A 15,716-nucleotide genomic window follows, 5' to 3' on the forward strand; every position below is an offset into this window, starting at 1 on the left:
GGCGCAGCCAAGCGGGAGAGGCGAATGGCGGAGCATTTCGATGTCGTCGTTGTAGGGGCGGGCCTGTCGGGGATCGGAGCCGGCTATCACCTGCAGACCAGGTGTCCGGGCAGCAGCTATGTCATCCTCGAAGGGCGCGACCGGCTGGGCGGGACCTGGGACCTGTTCCGCTATCCCGGCATCCGCTCCGATTCGGACATGTACACGCTCGGTTTCTCGTTCAAGCCGTGGACCAACGCCAAGGCGATCGCCGACGGCCCGTCGATCCTGAGCTATCTGGAGGAGACGGCGGCCGAGCACGGGATCGACGATCACATCCGCTACCGCACCCGAGTGACGTCCGCCTCATGGTCGACCGAAGACGCCTTGTGGCGGGTGACCGCGATGGAGAATGGCGAGGAGCGCCGATACACCTGCGGCTTCCTCTTCATGTGCACGGGCTATTATAATTACAGCCGCGGCTTCGCGCCCGAGTTCGAGGGGGTCAGCGATTTTTCCGGCCGGATCGTCCATCCGCAATTCTGGAGCGACGATATCGATTATGCGGACAAGCGGGTCGTCGTCATCGGCAGCGGCGCCACTGCGGTCACGCTGGTGCCAGAACTGGCCAAGCAGGCGGCGCACGTCACCATGCTCCAGCGGTCGCCGACCTACGTCGTGTCGCGACCGTCGCAGGACGCAGTGGCAAATGGCCTGCGCCGTGTGCTTCCCGCCAAGGCCGCCTATGGCGTCACGCGATGGAAGAATGTTCTGCTCCAGCAGTTCTTCTATCGACTTGCCCGGAAGCGCCCCGACAAGGTGAAGGCGCACATGGTGCAGATGGTCCGCGACGAACTGGGCTCCGATTACGACGTCGAGACGCATTTCACACCGAGCTACAATCCATGGGACCAGCGCGTCTGTCTGGTCCCCGACGCGGACCTGTTCGCGACGCTGCGCAGCGGCAAGGCGGAGGTGGTCACGGGCCATATCCGCCGGTTCGTGAAGGAGGGGATCGAGCTGGAGACGGGCGAGATCCTGCCCGCCGATCTGATCGTCACTGCGACCGGGCTGGAGTTGCAGCTTGTCAGCGACATTCCTCTGGTCGTCGATGGCGAGACGATCGATCTGTCGACGCGGACGACGTACAAGGGGATGATGCTGTCCGACGTGCCCAATCTGGCATTGTCGTTCGGCTATACAAACGCGTCGTGGACGCTGAAGGCCGACCTGACGAGCGAATATGTCTGCCGGTTGCTCAAGGCGATGAGGAAGCGCGGGATGCGGCAGGCGACGCCGCGGCTCAGCGCGCCGGTCGAGGAGATGCCGTTTCTGGACTTCACCTCCGGCTATGTTCAGCGCGCCATGGCGAAGTTTCCGCGTCAGGGGGCCCGCAAGCCGTGGCGGCTCAACCAGAATTACTCGCGCGACCTGATGGCGCTGCGCTATGGGTCGATCGACACGGACATGGAGTTTTCCAATCCGGCGCCCCGAAGCTCCGCCGCCGCCTGATCGCGGGACAGCGGGGCGCGGCGATGTGAGTTGTAGAGGAGCGACGATGATCGGTTTCGCCAAAGTCTCGGGGGTAGCGGCGCTGCTTGTCGCGCTCGCACCTGCCGCCGCGGCGGAGGAGAGCTTCCCGGAAAAGCGGTTCGGAAGCTGGACCGTCTATGGTTGGGATGAGAGCTGCTGGATTGCGACAGAGCGGGCCGACGGGACCAGCGTCCGTATCTCCGACAGCGACAATCCCGGCGACGTCTATCTTGCGTTCGCCAATCCCGCCTGGGACTGGATCAAGGGCGGCAGCCAGATGGCAATGACGGTGCGCATCGGCACCGCAGATTTCGAGGCGACGGGCTTCGGCAATGCCGGGGGCGAGATGCAGCCGGGCATCGGCCTGTTCCTCGACAGTTCGGAGCGATCCTACCTGTCGCTCATCCGCGCCGCCCAGTCGCTGACCCTGACCTATCAGGGCAAGCAAGTGACTCAGGTGACGCTGGACGTACCCCGCGAGGGCTATGACTATTACGAGCGCTGTCTGGCGACCGTCGACGTCTATGCCAAGAAAAAGGACGTCTGATCTAGGTCGTGTTGACAAAGTGGATTCCCAAACGACCTTATCTCTGATTCAAGGCTGCTCTTTGCAGGGGGCGGCGATGGCGCGTGGCGATCTGACGGACGAGGAATGGTCGGTGCTCGAAGGGCTGCTGCCGTCCGAGCGAGGCCGAAAGGCGCGCCCTGCCCATGACAATCGGCGATTTCTAAACGGGATGCTGCATGTACTGCGGGTTGGCTGCCCCTGGCGCGACATGCACGAGCGCTACGGCAAGTGGAACTCGGTCTATGTGCGGTTCCGGCGTTGGGCGGAACAAGGCGTCTGGGATGCGATGCTGGCCACGCTGGTCGAGTTCGGGCTGACCGACGACTGGCAGCACATGATCGACAGCACCACGGTTCGCGGCCATGTTTCGGCAGCGGGCGCTAAAGGGGGACTCATAAGGAGGCTTTTGGTCGATCACGCGGCGGCTTTACGTGCAAAGTCCACGCCCGTTGTGACAATCAGGGACGCCCTCTTGGCTTCATCCTGACTGGCGGGGAGGCATCGGATTATAGCGCTGTCGATGACCTCATGGCGTTGCCTGTCGACAAGCCCAAGGCGCTGCTGGCCGATAAAGGGTATGACGGCGATGCGGTCCGGGCGAACCTGTTGATGCGCGGCATCCTGCCGATCATCCCGCCAAAGGCCAACCGGCGCGAACACATCGCCTGCGACTTCCGTCGATACCGAGACCGTAACCGCATCGAGCGCATGTTCGGCCACCTCAAGCATCAACGCCGCATCGCCACCCGCTACGACAAAACCGCGCTGTCGTTCGCCAGTTTCCTCAATCTTGCCGCTATCCGCAGGTGGTTGCCTAACTTTGTCAACAGCGCCTAGGGGTCGATGCCCTTGATCAGGGCCTCGGCTGCGGTGATCCCCGTCTCATAGGCGCCATGCGCGGTCGAGAAGTCGGTATCGTGGCAGGCTTCCCCCGCCATCCGGATCCGCGCGTCGACCGGCATCGACAATTGCCGGCGGGCGGCGTGGCAACCCGGCAGGGCGTGGCTGTAAGCACCCTGCACGAAGCTGTGCCGCCCCCATGCCGATGCCGCGACCAGTTTCAGCCGTCGCCGCCAGTCGCTGCCGAGCAGCTCAGCCAGTTCGCCGATCGCGAACTCGGCAGCCTCCTGAAAGCCGGCGCTGCACAGCGTCCGCGCCGCGTCGCCGCCGACCATGCATTCGATGACGGGGCGGCCGAAGGGACGAAGTGTATAGCTCCCCGTAATGGCGGCATGGGGATTGCCCATAAGATGGCCGTCGCTCGGCAGGTCGTCGGGCGTTTCCACTTCGAAGAAAAGCTTGTCGGCATCACCCAAAGGGAGGCGGCTGGCAGCGTGCTGTACATCGGCAAAGACAGGGGGGAGCGTGATGGCACCGGACGCGAGTATATTGGTCGAGACGGTGATGATTGCCTGACCGGCAGTCAGGCGCCCTCGCGACGTTTCGATCGACAGCCTTGTGCCGTCGGTATCGATCGACGTGACGCACGTCCCCATAGCGACCGGCAGCCCGGCGGCATGCGAGGCCACCAGCGTGCCATAGCCATCGACCACCCGCCAGTCGGTATCGGTCGCCGCGTCCATATAGGCCAGGTAATCGGCGACCGAGAGGCGATTGAGCCCGGCCCCGTTGATCACGCCGCTGAGCGTTTCGAGATACGGGCTCCACTTGTCCGCCGGGTCGATCAGGTCGCCCGCCCGGTCGCTGGGCGGCGGGGCGTCGCGCATCTTGTGCTCGAATGCCCTGAACGCGCGCGACGCGTCGCGCTGTTCCTCGCGTGAAAAGCCGAGATCGCGCCACTGGTCCATCCAGCGGGGGAGGTCGCGATCGATCGCGAACCCGGCCTGCCCGGCAACCCGAGCCCAGGGGTTATGCTGAGCCGAGTGCAGCCAGCCGCATCCCAGGTCGAGTGGCAGTCCGGAGCGGACCACCGTATGCGCCCGGCCGCCCAGCCGGGTCGAAGCCTCGACGATCAGCACGCTGCGTCCCGCGTCCGCCACGCGCCGCGCGGCCGCAACACCTGCAGCACCGCCGCCGACGATCACGAAATCCCAGTCGCTCATCGCCGCATAACGCGGATCAGGCGGCCTTGCTCCGCAGCAGCGCCGAGCGGAGGCATTCGCAGACCAGATCGTCCCGCTGGTTGAACATCCGGTGCTTCCAGGTGACGATTCCCTGGCCCGGGCGCGACTTGCTCGGGCGGAGCTCGACCACTTCGCTGGTGGCGCGCAGCGTGTCGCCGATGAAGACCGGCTTGGGCATCACCAGCTTGTCGTAGCCGAGATTGGCGACGAGCGTACCAACCGTGGTGTCGCCCACGGAGATGCCGACCATCAGGCTGAAGGTGAAGGTGCCGTTGACCAGGATCTGGCCGAACTCGCTTGCCTTCGCCGCCTCGGCATCGAGATGCAGCGGTTGGGCATTATGGGTCATGGTTGAGAACAGCAGATTGTCGGTCTCGGTCACCGTTCGGCGCAGCTCGTGCTCGATCGTATCGCCGACCTGCCACTCATCGAAAAATCGTCCAGCCATGACCTGTGCCTAGCCGCGACATTGAGACATGGGAAGTGGCTGGCATGACCTGCCGGGCGGGTGTAGCGATTGAGCCATACACTCATGCTGGAGAGACTCGTTGAAGACCCGGATCCTGCTTCTCGCCGCGCTACTGGCGACCTCGGCCTGCACCCCGGCCGCCAATACGCCGCCCAAGGGCACCGAAATCGGCGTCGATGTATCCGGCCTCGACAAGTCGGTGAAGCCGGGTGACGATTTCGATGAATATGCCAACGGTGGCTGGCGTGATCGGACCGAGATCCCGGCCGATCGATCGCGCACCGGCGTCTTCCTCGACGTGTTCAACAAGGCCGAGGCGAACACCGTCGCGATCGTTCAGGCCGCAATCAAGGCGCAGGCGGCGGCGGGCACCGATCAGCGGCGCATCGCCGACTGGTACACGGCGTTCACCGATACCGCGGGCATCGAGAAGCGGGGCATGGCGCCGTTGCAGCGCGAACTGGCAGCGATCGCCGCGCTGAAGGACAAGAACGCCCTGTCGGCAATGCTCGGCGGCAATGTACGGGTCGATGTCGATCCGCTCAACGCGACCAATTTCGAGACCGAGAATCTGTTCGGGCTGTTCGTCAGCCAGTCGTTCGACCGGCCGGACACGACCGTGCCCTATGTGCTGCAGGGCGGGCTGGGGCTGCCCGACCGCGACTATTATCTTTCGTCCAAGCCGGAGATGGTGAAGATTCGTGACGCCTATAAGGCCTATGTCGCGCAGCTGCTGGGCTTGGCAGGTGTCAGCGACCCGGCGGCGCGTGCGGATCGAATCCTGGCGCTGGAGACGCGGATCGCCCAGGCGCATACCGACAATGTCACCAGCCAGGACGCGCACAAGGCGAACAATCCCTGGAAGAAGGCCGACTTCGCCGTAAAGGCGCCGGGGGTTGACTGGAACGGCTTCTGGAATGCCGCCGGGCTTGCCAGCCAGCAGGACTTCATCGTGTGGCAGCCGGCAACCGTCACCGCCGTCGCCAAACTGGTCGCCAACGCGCCGCTGCAGGACTGGCAGGACTGGCTGACTTTCCACCGCATCAATCAGGTCAGCGACGTGCTGCCGGCCGCGATCGACCAGGCACATTTCGACTTTTTCAGCAAGACGCTGAGCGGCACGCCGCAGCAGCGGCCGCGCGACAAGCGTGCGATCGCCAGCGTCAATGCCTGGCTGGGCGATGCGATGGGCAAGCTCTACGTCGAGCAATATTTCCCCGCCTCGTCGAAGAGCGACATCCAGATGATGGTGAAGGGCATATTGAAGGCGTTCGACGATCGGGTCGCGGGACTGAACTGGATGACGCCGGCGACCAAGGCCGAGGCGCGCAAGAAGATCGAGACGATGCGCGTCGGCATCGGCTATCCCGAGACGTGGCGCAGCTATTCATCGCTGGAGGTGAAGGCGGACGATCCGGTCGGCAATCTGCGCCGCGCCGAAAAGGCGGAGACGGCGCATCAGCTGGCGAAGATCGGCAAGGCTGTCGATCGCGGCGAATGGTGGATGACGCCGCAGACGGTCAATGCGGTCAATTTGCCGCTGCAGAATGCGCTCAACTTCCCGGCCGCGATCCTGCAGGCGCCCTTCTACGATCCCGCCGCGGACGCCGCGAGCAACTATGGCTCGATCGGTGCGATCATCGGGCATGAGATCAGCCATGGCTTCGACAATCTCGGCGCGGATTTCGATGCCGAGGGGCGGCTGCGCAACTGGTGGACCAAGGAAGACCTGGCCCATTTCGAGGCGCAGGGCGCGGCGCTGGTCGCGCAATATGATGCTTATGAAGTGTTCCCCGGACTCCACGTCAACGGCAAGCTGACGCTGGGCGAGAATATCGCCGACGTCGCGGGGCTGGCGGCCGCCTATCAGGCGTGGCGGACGTCGCTGGGGGGCAAGGACGCGCCGGTGATCGGCGGGCTGACCGGCGACCAGCGCTTCTTCCTAGCCTTTGCCCAGAGCTGGCGGGCCAAGGCGCGCGAGGCGGCATTGCGCCAGCAGGTCGCGACCAATGGCCATGCGCCCGATCGCTGGCGGGCGATGACGGTACGCAACATCGATGCCTGGTACGACGCGTTCGGGGTGAAGCCCGGCGAGAAACTGTATCTGGCGCCGGACAAGCGCGTGAAAGTGTGGTGACCCGCCTCAGGCGGTGACGATCACCCCGTCGCGGACCGTGACCGGCCAGGGCGTCAGCGCCGCCCCGGTGCACGGTCCGCCGACGCAGGTGCCGTCATCGATGCGGAACAGCGCGCCGTGCCAGCTGCACTGGATCAGCGAGGCGTCTGCGGTCAGATAGCGGTCGAGTTCCTGCGCGAGCGGCAAGCCCATATGCGGGCATCGGTCGACATAGCCACTGACCGCGTTGCCGTTGCGCACGACGAAGCCGTGGAACCGCCCGGTGCGCATCTCGAGTACGAAATTGCGCGCGGCACCATCTGCCACGAGATCGAGCGGGCCGAGTGCGATGCCGGCGGGGGTGGCGGAGAGGCGTTCCATCGAACCGGCAGGCTCTGCCCGCGTCAGCGCGGCAGTTGCGCCTTGGGAAAGCCGCGCCACGCCTCTTCATAATCGGGCTGGGCGCGGTCGAGCGCATAGTGCGTCGGCTTGTACGGCCAGCACGTCTCGACCATGAACGCCATCGTCCCGTCGATCTTGTGCGGTTTCAGTTCGGCCTCGGTCGCGCCCCGCCAGCTGGTCACATCGGGACCGTGGCCGGCCATCAGATTGTGCAGCGACAGGCCGCCCGGCGCGAACCCGTCCGCCTTCGCGTCATAGGCGCCATGGATCAGGCCCATCGCCTCGCTCATGACGTTGCGATGGAACCAGGGCGGGCGGAACGTATCCTCCGCCACCATCCAGCGCGGCGGGAAGATCACGAAGTCGGCATTGGCGCGGCCCGGCACATCGCTGGGTGAGGTCAGCACGGTGAAGATCGACGGATCGGGATGGTCGAAGCTGACCGTGTTCATCGTGTTGAAGCGGGCCAGGTCATAACGCCAGGGCGCCAGATTGCCGTGCCAGGCGACGACGTCCAGCGGGCTGTGTTCGATGCGGGTGGTCCACAGGCTACCGAGATGCTTCTGGACGACTTCGAACGGCTCGTCGCGGTCCTCGAACCAGGCGGCCGGCGTCTCGAAATCGCGCGGATTGGCCAGGCCATTGGCGCCGATCGGGCCGAGATCGGGCAGGCGGAACAGCGCACCGTGATTTTCCGCGACATAGCCCCGCGCCTCGCCGTCGGGCAGGAGCGCGCGGAAGCGGACGCCGCGCGGGACCAGCGCGATCTGGCCGGGTGCGATCTCGACCCGGCCGAACTCGGTCAGCAGCGTCAGGCGGCCGGACTGCGGGATGAACAGGAGCTCGCCGTCCGAGTCGCAAAAGACCCGCGTCTCCATATCGGCGTTGGCGGCATAGATATGGACCGCGACGCCCTCCAGGTCCGCCGGATCGCGATTGACCAGCATCGTCGTCATGCCATCGATCAGGTCGGTGCCGGGGGCGGGGGCCTCGATCGGGTTCCAGCGCAGCCGGTTGGGGGGCAGGGGGGCGTCCACTGTACCTGGCGCAAAGCGGGCGGCGCCCTCGTAACGCGCGAAGGGGGGATGTTCGGCACTGGGACGCAGGCGATACAGCCAGGAGCGGCGATTCTCGTGGCGCGGCGCGGTGAAGGCCGTGCCTGACAATTGCTCGGCATAAAGGCCGAAGGCAGGACGCTGAGGGCTGTTGCGGCCGATCGGCAGCGCACCCGCGACCGCCTCTGTCGAAACATGGTTGCCGAAACCGGGGAAATAGTCGGTCATGCCGGGTGATTTCCTGGATTTGGCCGGGGTGAAGCAACGCCAACGCTACTCGCGCGCTTCCCCCGGCTCTCCCTCTCCAACTCGGGCGGCACCGCCTGGATGCCGCATGGTCCGTGTCGTTCCGAATCCCGCAGATGCGGGCATGACGCAAAAAGCGTTACGCGTCGACCTTGATTACGCCGCGGCGGATCTGATCGAGCTCGATACTCTCGAACAGGGCCTGGAAATTGCCGTTCCCGAAGCCTTCATTGCCCTTGCGCTGGATGATCTCGAAGAAGATCGGCCCGAACATATTCTCGGTGAAGATTTGCAACAGGATGCCCTCGTCGCCGACATTGCCGTCGATCAGGATGCGATTCTTGCGCAGCCGCTCCAGATCCTCGCCATGGCCAGGGACCCGCTTGTCGACCAGCTCGTAATAGGTCTCGATCGTGTCCTGCAGCTTGACGCCGCGCTCGCGCAGCCGCTCGACCGTGTCGAAAATGTCCGGCGTGGTCAGCGCGAGGTGCTGGATGCCCTCGCCCTTATACTCTCGGATGAACTCCTCGATCTGGCTCTTGTCGTCCTGGCTCTCGTTCAGCGGGATGCGGATCGCCTTGTCGGGCGCGATCATCGCCTGGCTGAACAGGCCGGTCGCCTGGCCCTTGATGTCGAAATATTTCTGCTCCTCGAAGCCGAAGAGCGTTCGATAGAATTCGCTCCACACGCGCATCTGGCCGCGACGGACATTGTGGGTCAGGTGGTCGAGCAGGTCGAGACCGACATTGTTCTCCGCCTCGGCCTGCTGCCAGCCGGGGAATTCGGCCCAGTCGGCATAGAGGTCGACCTCATCCTGGATGAAGTAGAGATAGGATCCGCCAATGCCCTGGATGACCGTGTCATCCTCGTCGGTCGCCTTGCCGCCATGCGCCAGCGCCCATTCCAGCGCCGCCTTGGGATCGGCGACGCGGAACGCCATCGCGCTGGCAGAGGGTCCGTGCTCACCGCGGAAGGCGGCGACGCGGCCAGCCTCGTCGCGGTTGAGCATCAGGTTGATGCGACCCTGCTTGTAGCGGGTGATGTTCTTGCTGGGATGACGGTGCGTCGGGACGAAGCCAAGCTGCTCGAACTGCCGCGCCATCGCCTCGGGATCGGGCGAGGTGAATTCAACGAACTCGAAGCCGTTCAGGCCAAGCGGATTTGTCGGATCGGTCATGGTCGCCTCCATCATGCGGTGCGGTTAGGCGATCGTCGATTTGGTGTCAAATGATACTATATCAACCTGAGTTACCCGGAGTGGTTTTCAACAGCCTGTGGATAACTTGCATCAAGGCCGAGTTTCGGGGCATGATGCGTCATGGCTGTCGTCAAGCTGAAGGAGAGAGAGCGGGTCGATACCCGCGGGCGCATCGTCGCGGCCGCTGCTCGTCTGTCCGACCGTGACGGCATGGAGCGCGTGACGCTCGACGCCATTGCGACCGAAGCTCAGATCGGCAAGGCGACGGTCGATACGCATTTCGACGGCAAGGACGATATTGCGATTGCCCTGCTGATCGAGGCAGATCGCAAGGCGTTCTGCGAAATCGCCCTGCTCCCGAAAGAAGGGATGAGCGTGGCCGAGGCGATCGACGCCGCGGCCTGGATATTGCTGGAGCGCAAGGCGCCGCATAGTCCCTGCGTCCGGACATTCCTTTGCCGGCTGTTCGGTAGCGACGCGATGCCCGCCGACCTGGCCAATCATCTCCGCGCGCTCGATTTGGCGATCGAGGCGCTTTTCGAACGCTTGCTCGCGCGGCCCGGCATGCGGCGCGCGCTGCCGGCCGAAACCTTGGTGCTCTCGTTTCGGTCGATGTACATGGGTTTGCTGACGCAGTGGCTGATCGAGGGCGCGCCCTATGAAAGCACGCGCATCCTCACCCGCCGCCACGGCGCGCTGCTTGCCAAAGGGCTTATGCTCTGATCGCGCCGGCCTAAAGGCCTTCGCCGCCCACCCATTGCGCGTTCGACAGGCGCCGCGCGAGGTTCCAAGTCTGCGTGCGGATATCGGGCACCGCTACGATTTCCCAGAAAGCGCCACGCGTCATCGGACCGAGCGCATAGAGCGAGCGGTTGATCTTCCCCTCGGCATTGATCGTCTGAGCCTGGTTGTCGACCGCGATCCCGAGCTTTGCGGCGTCCGCGCGGATCGTGCCGCGCGCGGCCAGCGTTCGGAGCAGCGGTTCGGTGGTCCGGGCGAGATCGGTCAGCGGGCCGGTGCAGTTGACGATGCGCCGTACCGAGAGCGTTTCCACCTCGGCGGTGCCGCGCGGTCTCACAGCGACGCTCACGCCATTGTCGGAGGGCTCGAACGACAGGGTCTTGGCGGCGCGCACGATCAGTTGGCCGCGATCGATGATCGCCTGGAGACGTGCATCGACCTCGGGCGCCAGGCGGTGGCGATGGACATCCCACCAGGGGCGAAGATGGCGCAGGAAGCGCGCGCGCTGATCCTCGTCGGCGTTGCCCCACATCGGCTGGGTGAAGGGGCGGAGTTCGTCGACCGCGTTGCGCCAACCGATCGCGTCCGCGCGGGCACGTACCCGGTGCAGCAGTTCGGAGGCGACGGTATCGGGTCGTTCGTCGATCTTCGCCCAATCCGCGCCGGGTCCATGCGACCGGGGCAGGAGGCCGCGCCGCGACAGCGCGATGATCCGACCCTTATAGCCATGCGCATCCAGGGTGAGTGCGACATCGACCATCGTCAGCCCGGTGCCGATGATCAGGACGGTGTCCTGTTCGCTGAGCCCATCGGCGATGCCCGGATCCCAGGGATTGCCCATGTAGCGATCGGCCGACAGCGCATCGGGATCGAGCCCGGGCGGGACGTGGGGCGGCAAGTTGCCGACCGCCAGCACAGCGACATCGGCATCGATCGTCCGATCCTGGAGCCGCAGCCGGGCGCCGCTTCCGACAAGGTCCACATCCTCGACCTCGCCGCGGACCACGGTCAACCGGTCCCCCGCCGATCGGCGGGTTTCTTCAAGCATCTGTTGCAGATACTCGCCATAGGTTACGCGCGGAATGAACGCTGTGGTCGGCTCTGCCACGCCGCGGCTCTCGAGCCAGCGGACGAAATGGCCCGGATCGTCGGGCAGGGCGCTCATATTGCCCGCGCGGACGTTCAGCACATGGCTGGGATGCGCCGCGCCATAGGCAAGACCGACGCCGGGACGCGGCGCCCGCTCGATCAGCGTCGCTCTCGGCCCGTCATGGCGCAGCAGGTTGATCGCCTGAAGCGTGCCCGAAAAGCCACCGCCGATGATGGCGACATGTTCGATCTTCATAATCCCCCCGGATCTCAAGCGGTCAGATCTCGTACTCGATCTGCCATTCGGGGTCGCGGTGCGCCTGGCGCATCGCCGGGGCATTGGGCTGACGGGCGACCATTTGCGCGTAGAGACGCTTGACCCGATCGCTGGCGGCGCGGGGGAAGACTGCGGGCAGCACTGCATGGATCAGGCAGGCAACCCCGCCCACGATCATCGTCGCGCCGAACCGGCCTGCAACGCCGGCATGCTCGACATAGGTCTCGCCGACGCTGCGGGGGTGGGACAGGAATACGCGATCGAACATGGTGGGCTACCCGCTATTATCTGTGTCGCCCCCTTCCTAGCAGCGCGGGGCGAAAAGGGGAAACCGCGTCGCGAGACGCCGTCTCCCCTCTGACGCAATCCTAGCTTGAAGTGACCGGGATGACATTGTCGTCGCCGTTGCGATCGACATATTTGTTGTAGGGATCGATCCCGGCAAAGGCGGGATGGCGGTTGCTCACGATCCTGATCCGCTGCGCGCCCGACCGCACCGGTTCGCGCGTCATCGAGATCACGTCTGACTTCTTGAGCACGCCATAGCCCGGATTCTGGTCGAACAGGCCGATATCGATCCGGTCGGCCAGCGGTGCGGCGCTTTCCTTGCCCTTGCCGTCGGCATAGGCCTTGGCCGCCTCGACCGTCAGGGTCGTTTCCCAGCGACCATCGGCCAGCTTGCGCGTCGTCGCTGTCTTCGCCTTCAGGTCGTACAGGGTGATCCGGGTCAGCAGGTCGTCGACCAGCTGCCGCTCCTCGGCATTGCGGGCCAGGCTGCGGAAGCCGTCGACCAGTTCGGTAGAGCGCGGGTAGGGCGCGCCCTTGAAGCGGTGCTCGGCGAGCTTCTGGCGCAGCATCGCATTCACCCGGTCCTCGCCCAGCCGGTCCTGGAGCAGGTACATCACCAGCGATCCCTTGCGATAATGGATATAGCCCTGGTTCTCGACGCGCTCGAGCGGCAGTTCCTCGATCGCCTCGCTGCCTCGGTCGCGCAGATAACTGTCGAGTTCATACTTCAGGAAGCGGCGGATATTGTCCGCTCCATAGAGTTGCTTCATCACCATCAGCGCCGAATATTGCGCCATGGTCTCGACCCAGATGGTGCCGCCCTGCATGTCGGCGGAGATCAGCTGATGCGCCCAATATTGGTGCGCCAGTTCGTGCGCGGTGACATAGGTCACATAGTCGATCTTGTCGGCATCGCTGTTGTTCGCGAGGAACCCAAAGGATTCCGAATAGGACATCGTCCCGGCGAACGCCTGGGCGAAGCGCTGGTAGCCCGGGAATTCGATGATCCGCGCATGATCGAACTGATAGGGGCCAAAATTGGCCTGGTAATAGCCGAGCGAGCTCTTCAGCGCGGCGAGCATCCGGTCGACGTTGAACGGATGCTTGCGATCATAGAATACCGTCAGACGCACGCCATCGGCGTCCAGCGACTTCTCGGCATAATCGGCCGACTGGATCGAGAAGAAGGCCAGGATCGGCGCATCGGAGACGAACCGCGCCGTCCGGCGGTCTCCATTGGTCGTGTCCGCTACCTTGCGACCGGGCGCGATCGGGGTCTGACCCGCCTCGGTCGAGATGGTGATGTCGCTGCGCACCCAGGAGGCGTTGCCGAGATAGTTGCGACGCTGCGCCGACAGGTCCTCCAGCTTCGCCTGGCGCAGTTCCGGGGGCAGCCCGTATTTGCGGCGCTTGACGCGGTCGCTCAACAGGCCCTGGCGGTCCATGCCGATTGCGGGAGCGATCTCGAAATTGTTGAGGAACGTGCCGTTGCCGACCAAGCGGGTATCGAGATTGTTCGCCCGCAAACCGCGCGTCTCACGGGTCACGGTGAAGCTGACCGTTCCTACCGCACCCGGCGCCAGCGGCTTGGGGAAGCGGAAGATGCGATAGTCGAAATCCTTGTCTTCCATCGCCAGCGTCGCGCCCGGGACCGCGATCTTCGCGAGCTTGCCCGACCGGTCGGGGAAGCGGACGTGAAGATCGCTCAGCGGCGCGCCCGTGTCGTTCACGAAGCGATATTCCCCCGTCGTCGTCATCTGCTGGCGCGACGGGTGCAGATCGACGTTCAGGCGAATGTCGGTCAATGACGGCTGGCGGACCGTCTCGTACTTCAGATATTTCTTCTCGTAATTCGCCAGCCGCTCGTCCTCGCCATCGCGGGTGCGATAGTCGTTCAGGACATTCATGTTATAGTAGAGCCAGCCGCCGCTGACCGCGGCGACGGCCACCGCCGCGCCCAGGATCAGCCCGGGCGTGCCCGCCAGGCGGCGCGCGCCGCGAGACAGTCGCGGACGCAGCCGAGTCTCGGTGCCGCGCCTCCAGACGAGATGCGCCAGCACCGCCAGCGCCAGCGCGAAGGCGCCCCAATAGAGCCGCAGCCACCACGCCGTCGCGCCGCCGACCTGGTCGCCGTTCATGTCGGAGAAGCGCACCGTTCCGGTGGTGCCGTAATTGTAGAGCGGGTGATCGAAGCCGATGTTGCTGAGCGTGATCGTCGCGACGAGGTAGACCACCATGATCCCCCAGCCGACATATTTGTTGGGGCTGATCGCCTGAACGAACACCGCCAGCACGGCGAGGATCGCCATGTCGATCGTCATCGGCAACAGATACCAGGCGAGATACTGGCCGATCTCGATGTCGGTCACGCCGCGTGCCAGCTGGATGATGATGGCGGCGACAGCGGAGATTAGCAGCGTCGCGAACAGCACGCCGGTGACCGCCAGCGTCTTGGGCACCATATAGGCCCAGTTGGGCAGGGCGGTCGCGTCGATGATCTCGTGCATCTTGCGGTCGCGATCGCGCCAGACCAGTTCGCCCGAATAATAGATGGCGATGATGATCGGGATGATCCCGAACATGCCCAGCAGGTCCTGGATCGTAATGAAGGTGAGCGGTCGCGACGGCGTGCCGTAGATCTCGTTGGCGAACAGCAGCCCGCCTATCGTGTTGAACATGCCGATCATCAGCAGGACGAGGAAGGCAGGGCTGCGGAAGACCAGACCCATCTCGAACCTGCAGCGCTGCCACAGCTGGGTCCATGCGGCTGCTTCCGGGCGGGCGGGGGGCAGGGTCTCGACGGTCTGCGGCTGGGTCGCGGCCAGCTTGTCCGCCTTGCGTGCCTGCTTGCGCAGCTTGCGGGCGGACACGCCCCTTTCCGCGAAGGAGAAGCGCCAATAGGCAACCACCAGCGCACAGAGCCCGACCACGCCCCAGATGAGCCGGTTGCCGAGCAACGGGCCGGTGAAGGCGGGCATCATCGCGTTCGATTCCGCCGCGGTCCAGTATCGGGTGACGTTGGAGAAGGCAGCGAGGCCGAACGGTTCGATATAGCCGCTGATCTCGCGCAACTCGGGCTTCGCGCGAAGAACGCTCATCAGCACGAAGTAGAGAACGAGGAAGACGACGACGCTGACATAGGAATACATCATCGACCGCGTCATCGTGGCGACCGCGAAGAAGATCGCCGCGGTAAACAGCACGTTGGGCAGACCGAGCAGGAAATAGGCGTAGAGATAGTCGGACAGCCGGTTGGGCCCGAGCGTCTCGCTGTCGAGCCACGGCATCATCGACCCGAGCCAGATGGCGAGCGGGATCGCGGCAAAGGCGATGGCGCAGACCACCGCCGCGCCGGTGAAACGCCCGATCAGATAGGAGAATTTCGAGACCCGCGTCGACCGGACCATCGGCCCGAAGCCGCTCTCGTCGTCGCGCACGATGATGTTCGCCACGAATGCCGTCGTGACGAACATGAAGAACAGCGAGAGGATCAGCATCATCTGCGCGATCGCCTCGGGGCTGTTCGCGTGGACGTTGCTTCCCGACCCGATCTGGATCTGCTCTACCGTCATCGCGCCGAAGGCGAGGAGGAAGAACAATATCGCAACGACCCAGAAGACGGGATTGCGCAGCTGGTAGCGAAGCTCGAAGCTCGCGATCTTTCCGAACAT

12 protein-coding genes and 1 pseudogene are annotated in these 15,716 nt (G+C 64.6%); 5 read left to right on the forward strand and 8 right to left on the reverse strand.

What is annotated here, in order from left to right; translation table 11 throughout:
- Positions 1-24 precede the first annotated feature (24 nt).
- The 3 genes and pseudogenes from ACZ1H8_RS19095 (at position 25) to ACZ1H8_RS19105 (ending at position 2,917) form a co-directional block, all read left to right on the forward strand.
- The gene (locus tag ACZ1H8_RS19095) at positions 25-1,491 is read left to right on the forward strand and encodes a flavin-containing monooxygenase (RefSeq protein ID WP_465178807.1); all 1,467 of its coding nucleotides are present in this window, start codon (positions 25-27) and stop codon (positions 1,489-1,491) included.
- Positions 1,492-1,537: 46 nt separating this feature from the next.
- On the forward strand, positions 1,538-2,059 hold the full coding sequence (locus ACZ1H8_RS19100; RefSeq protein ID WP_465178808.1) for a hypothetical protein: 522 nt from the start codon (positions 1,538-1,540) through the stop codon (positions 2,057-2,059).
- Positions 2,060-2,135: 76 nt separating this feature from the next.
- Positions 2,136-2,917: pseudogene (locus ACZ1H8_RS19105) on the forward strand (IS5 family transposase).
- Here the strand turns inward: ACZ1H8_RS19105 and ACZ1H8_RS19110 are convergent.
- Both ACZ1H8_RS19110 and ACZ1H8_RS19115 read right to left on the reverse strand, forming a co-directional pair.
- Positions 2,914-4,143 (reverse strand): flavin monoamine oxidase family protein, encoded by a 1,230-nt coding sequence (locus ACZ1H8_RS19110; protein WP_465178809.1) that lies wholly within the window; start codon positions 4,141-4,143, stop codon positions 2,914-2,916. The pseudogene ACZ1H8_RS19105 and the gene ACZ1H8_RS19110 overlap by 4 nt on opposite strands.
- A 16-nt stretch (positions 4,144-4,159) precedes the next feature.
- Positions 4,160-4,612 carry a MaoC family dehydratase gene (locus tag ACZ1H8_RS19115; RefSeq protein ID WP_465178810.1) on the reverse strand — a complete coding sequence of 151 codons (453 nt, stop codon included), beginning with the start codon at positions 4,610-4,612 and terminating at the stop codon, positions 4,160-4,162.
- A gap of 100 nt (positions 4,613-4,712) precedes the next feature.
- Between ACZ1H8_RS19115 and ACZ1H8_RS19120 the strand changes: the two genes are divergently transcribed.
- The gene (locus ACZ1H8_RS19120; RefSeq protein ID WP_465178812.1) at positions 4,713-6,770 is read left to right on the forward strand and encodes a M13 family metallopeptidase; all 2,058 of its coding nucleotides are present in this window, start codon (positions 4,713-4,715) and stop codon (positions 6,768-6,770) included.
- Between the two features lie 6 nt (positions 6,771-6,776).
- On the opposite strand, the gene ACZ1H8_RS19125 is transcribed toward ACZ1H8_RS19120, so the two are convergent.
- The 3 genes from ACZ1H8_RS19125 to hppD all read right to left on the reverse strand — a co-directional run bounded on the left by ACZ1H8_RS19125 (position 6,777) and on the right by hppD (position 9,629).
- A complete protein-coding gene (locus ACZ1H8_RS19125; protein ID WP_465178813.1) occupies positions 6,777-7,130 on the reverse strand; it encodes a Rieske (2Fe-2S) protein in 354 nt (117 codons plus the stop codon).
- A gap of 23 nt (positions 7,131-7,153) precedes the next feature.
- A complete protein-coding gene (gene hmgA, locus ACZ1H8_RS19130) occupies positions 7,154-8,434 on the reverse strand; it encodes a homogentisate 1,2-dioxygenase (protein WP_465178815.1) in 1,281 nt (426 codons plus the stop codon).
- Between the two features lie 157 nt (positions 8,435-8,591).
- Entirely contained in the window at positions 8,592-9,629 is a 1,038-nt protein-coding gene (hppD, locus tag ACZ1H8_RS19135) for a 4-hydroxyphenylpyruvate dioxygenase (protein ID WP_465178816.1), read from the reverse strand.
- Between the two features lie 141 nt (positions 9,630-9,770).
- Here hppD and ACZ1H8_RS19140 point away from each other — a divergent pair, with 141 nt between their 5' ends.
- Positions 9,771-10,373, forward strand: a complete 603-nt coding sequence (locus ACZ1H8_RS19140) for a TetR/AcrR family transcriptional regulator (protein WP_465178817.1) — start codon at positions 9,771-9,773, stop codon at positions 10,371-10,373.
- 10 nt (positions 10,374-10,383) lie between these two features.
- Here ACZ1H8_RS19140 and ACZ1H8_RS19145 read toward each other — a convergent pair whose 3' ends face one another.
- The 3 genes from ACZ1H8_RS19145 to ACZ1H8_RS19155 all read right to left on the reverse strand — a co-directional run bounded on the left by ACZ1H8_RS19145 (position 10,384) and on the right by ACZ1H8_RS19155 (position 15,716).
- Positions 10,384-11,736 carry an FAD/NAD(P)-binding protein gene (locus ACZ1H8_RS19145; protein WP_465178818.1) on the reverse strand — a complete coding sequence of 451 codons (1,353 nt, stop codon included), beginning with the start codon at positions 11,734-11,736 and terminating at the stop codon, positions 10,384-10,386.
- Between the two features lie 22 nt (positions 11,737-11,758).
- A complete protein-coding gene (locus ACZ1H8_RS19150) occupies positions 11,759-12,025 on the reverse strand; it encodes a DUF6356 family protein (protein WP_346245530.1) in 267 nt (88 codons plus the stop codon).
- Positions 12,026-12,125: 100 nt separating this feature from the next.
- Positions 12,126-15,716: an ABC transporter permease/M1 family aminopeptidase gene (locus ACZ1H8_RS19155; protein ID WP_465178820.1), complete on the reverse strand. Its 3,591-nt coding sequence runs from the start codon at positions 15,714-15,716 to the stop codon at positions 12,126-12,128.

It is taken from the genome of Sphingomonas sp. BL-S-25 (genome assembly GCF_055521555.1).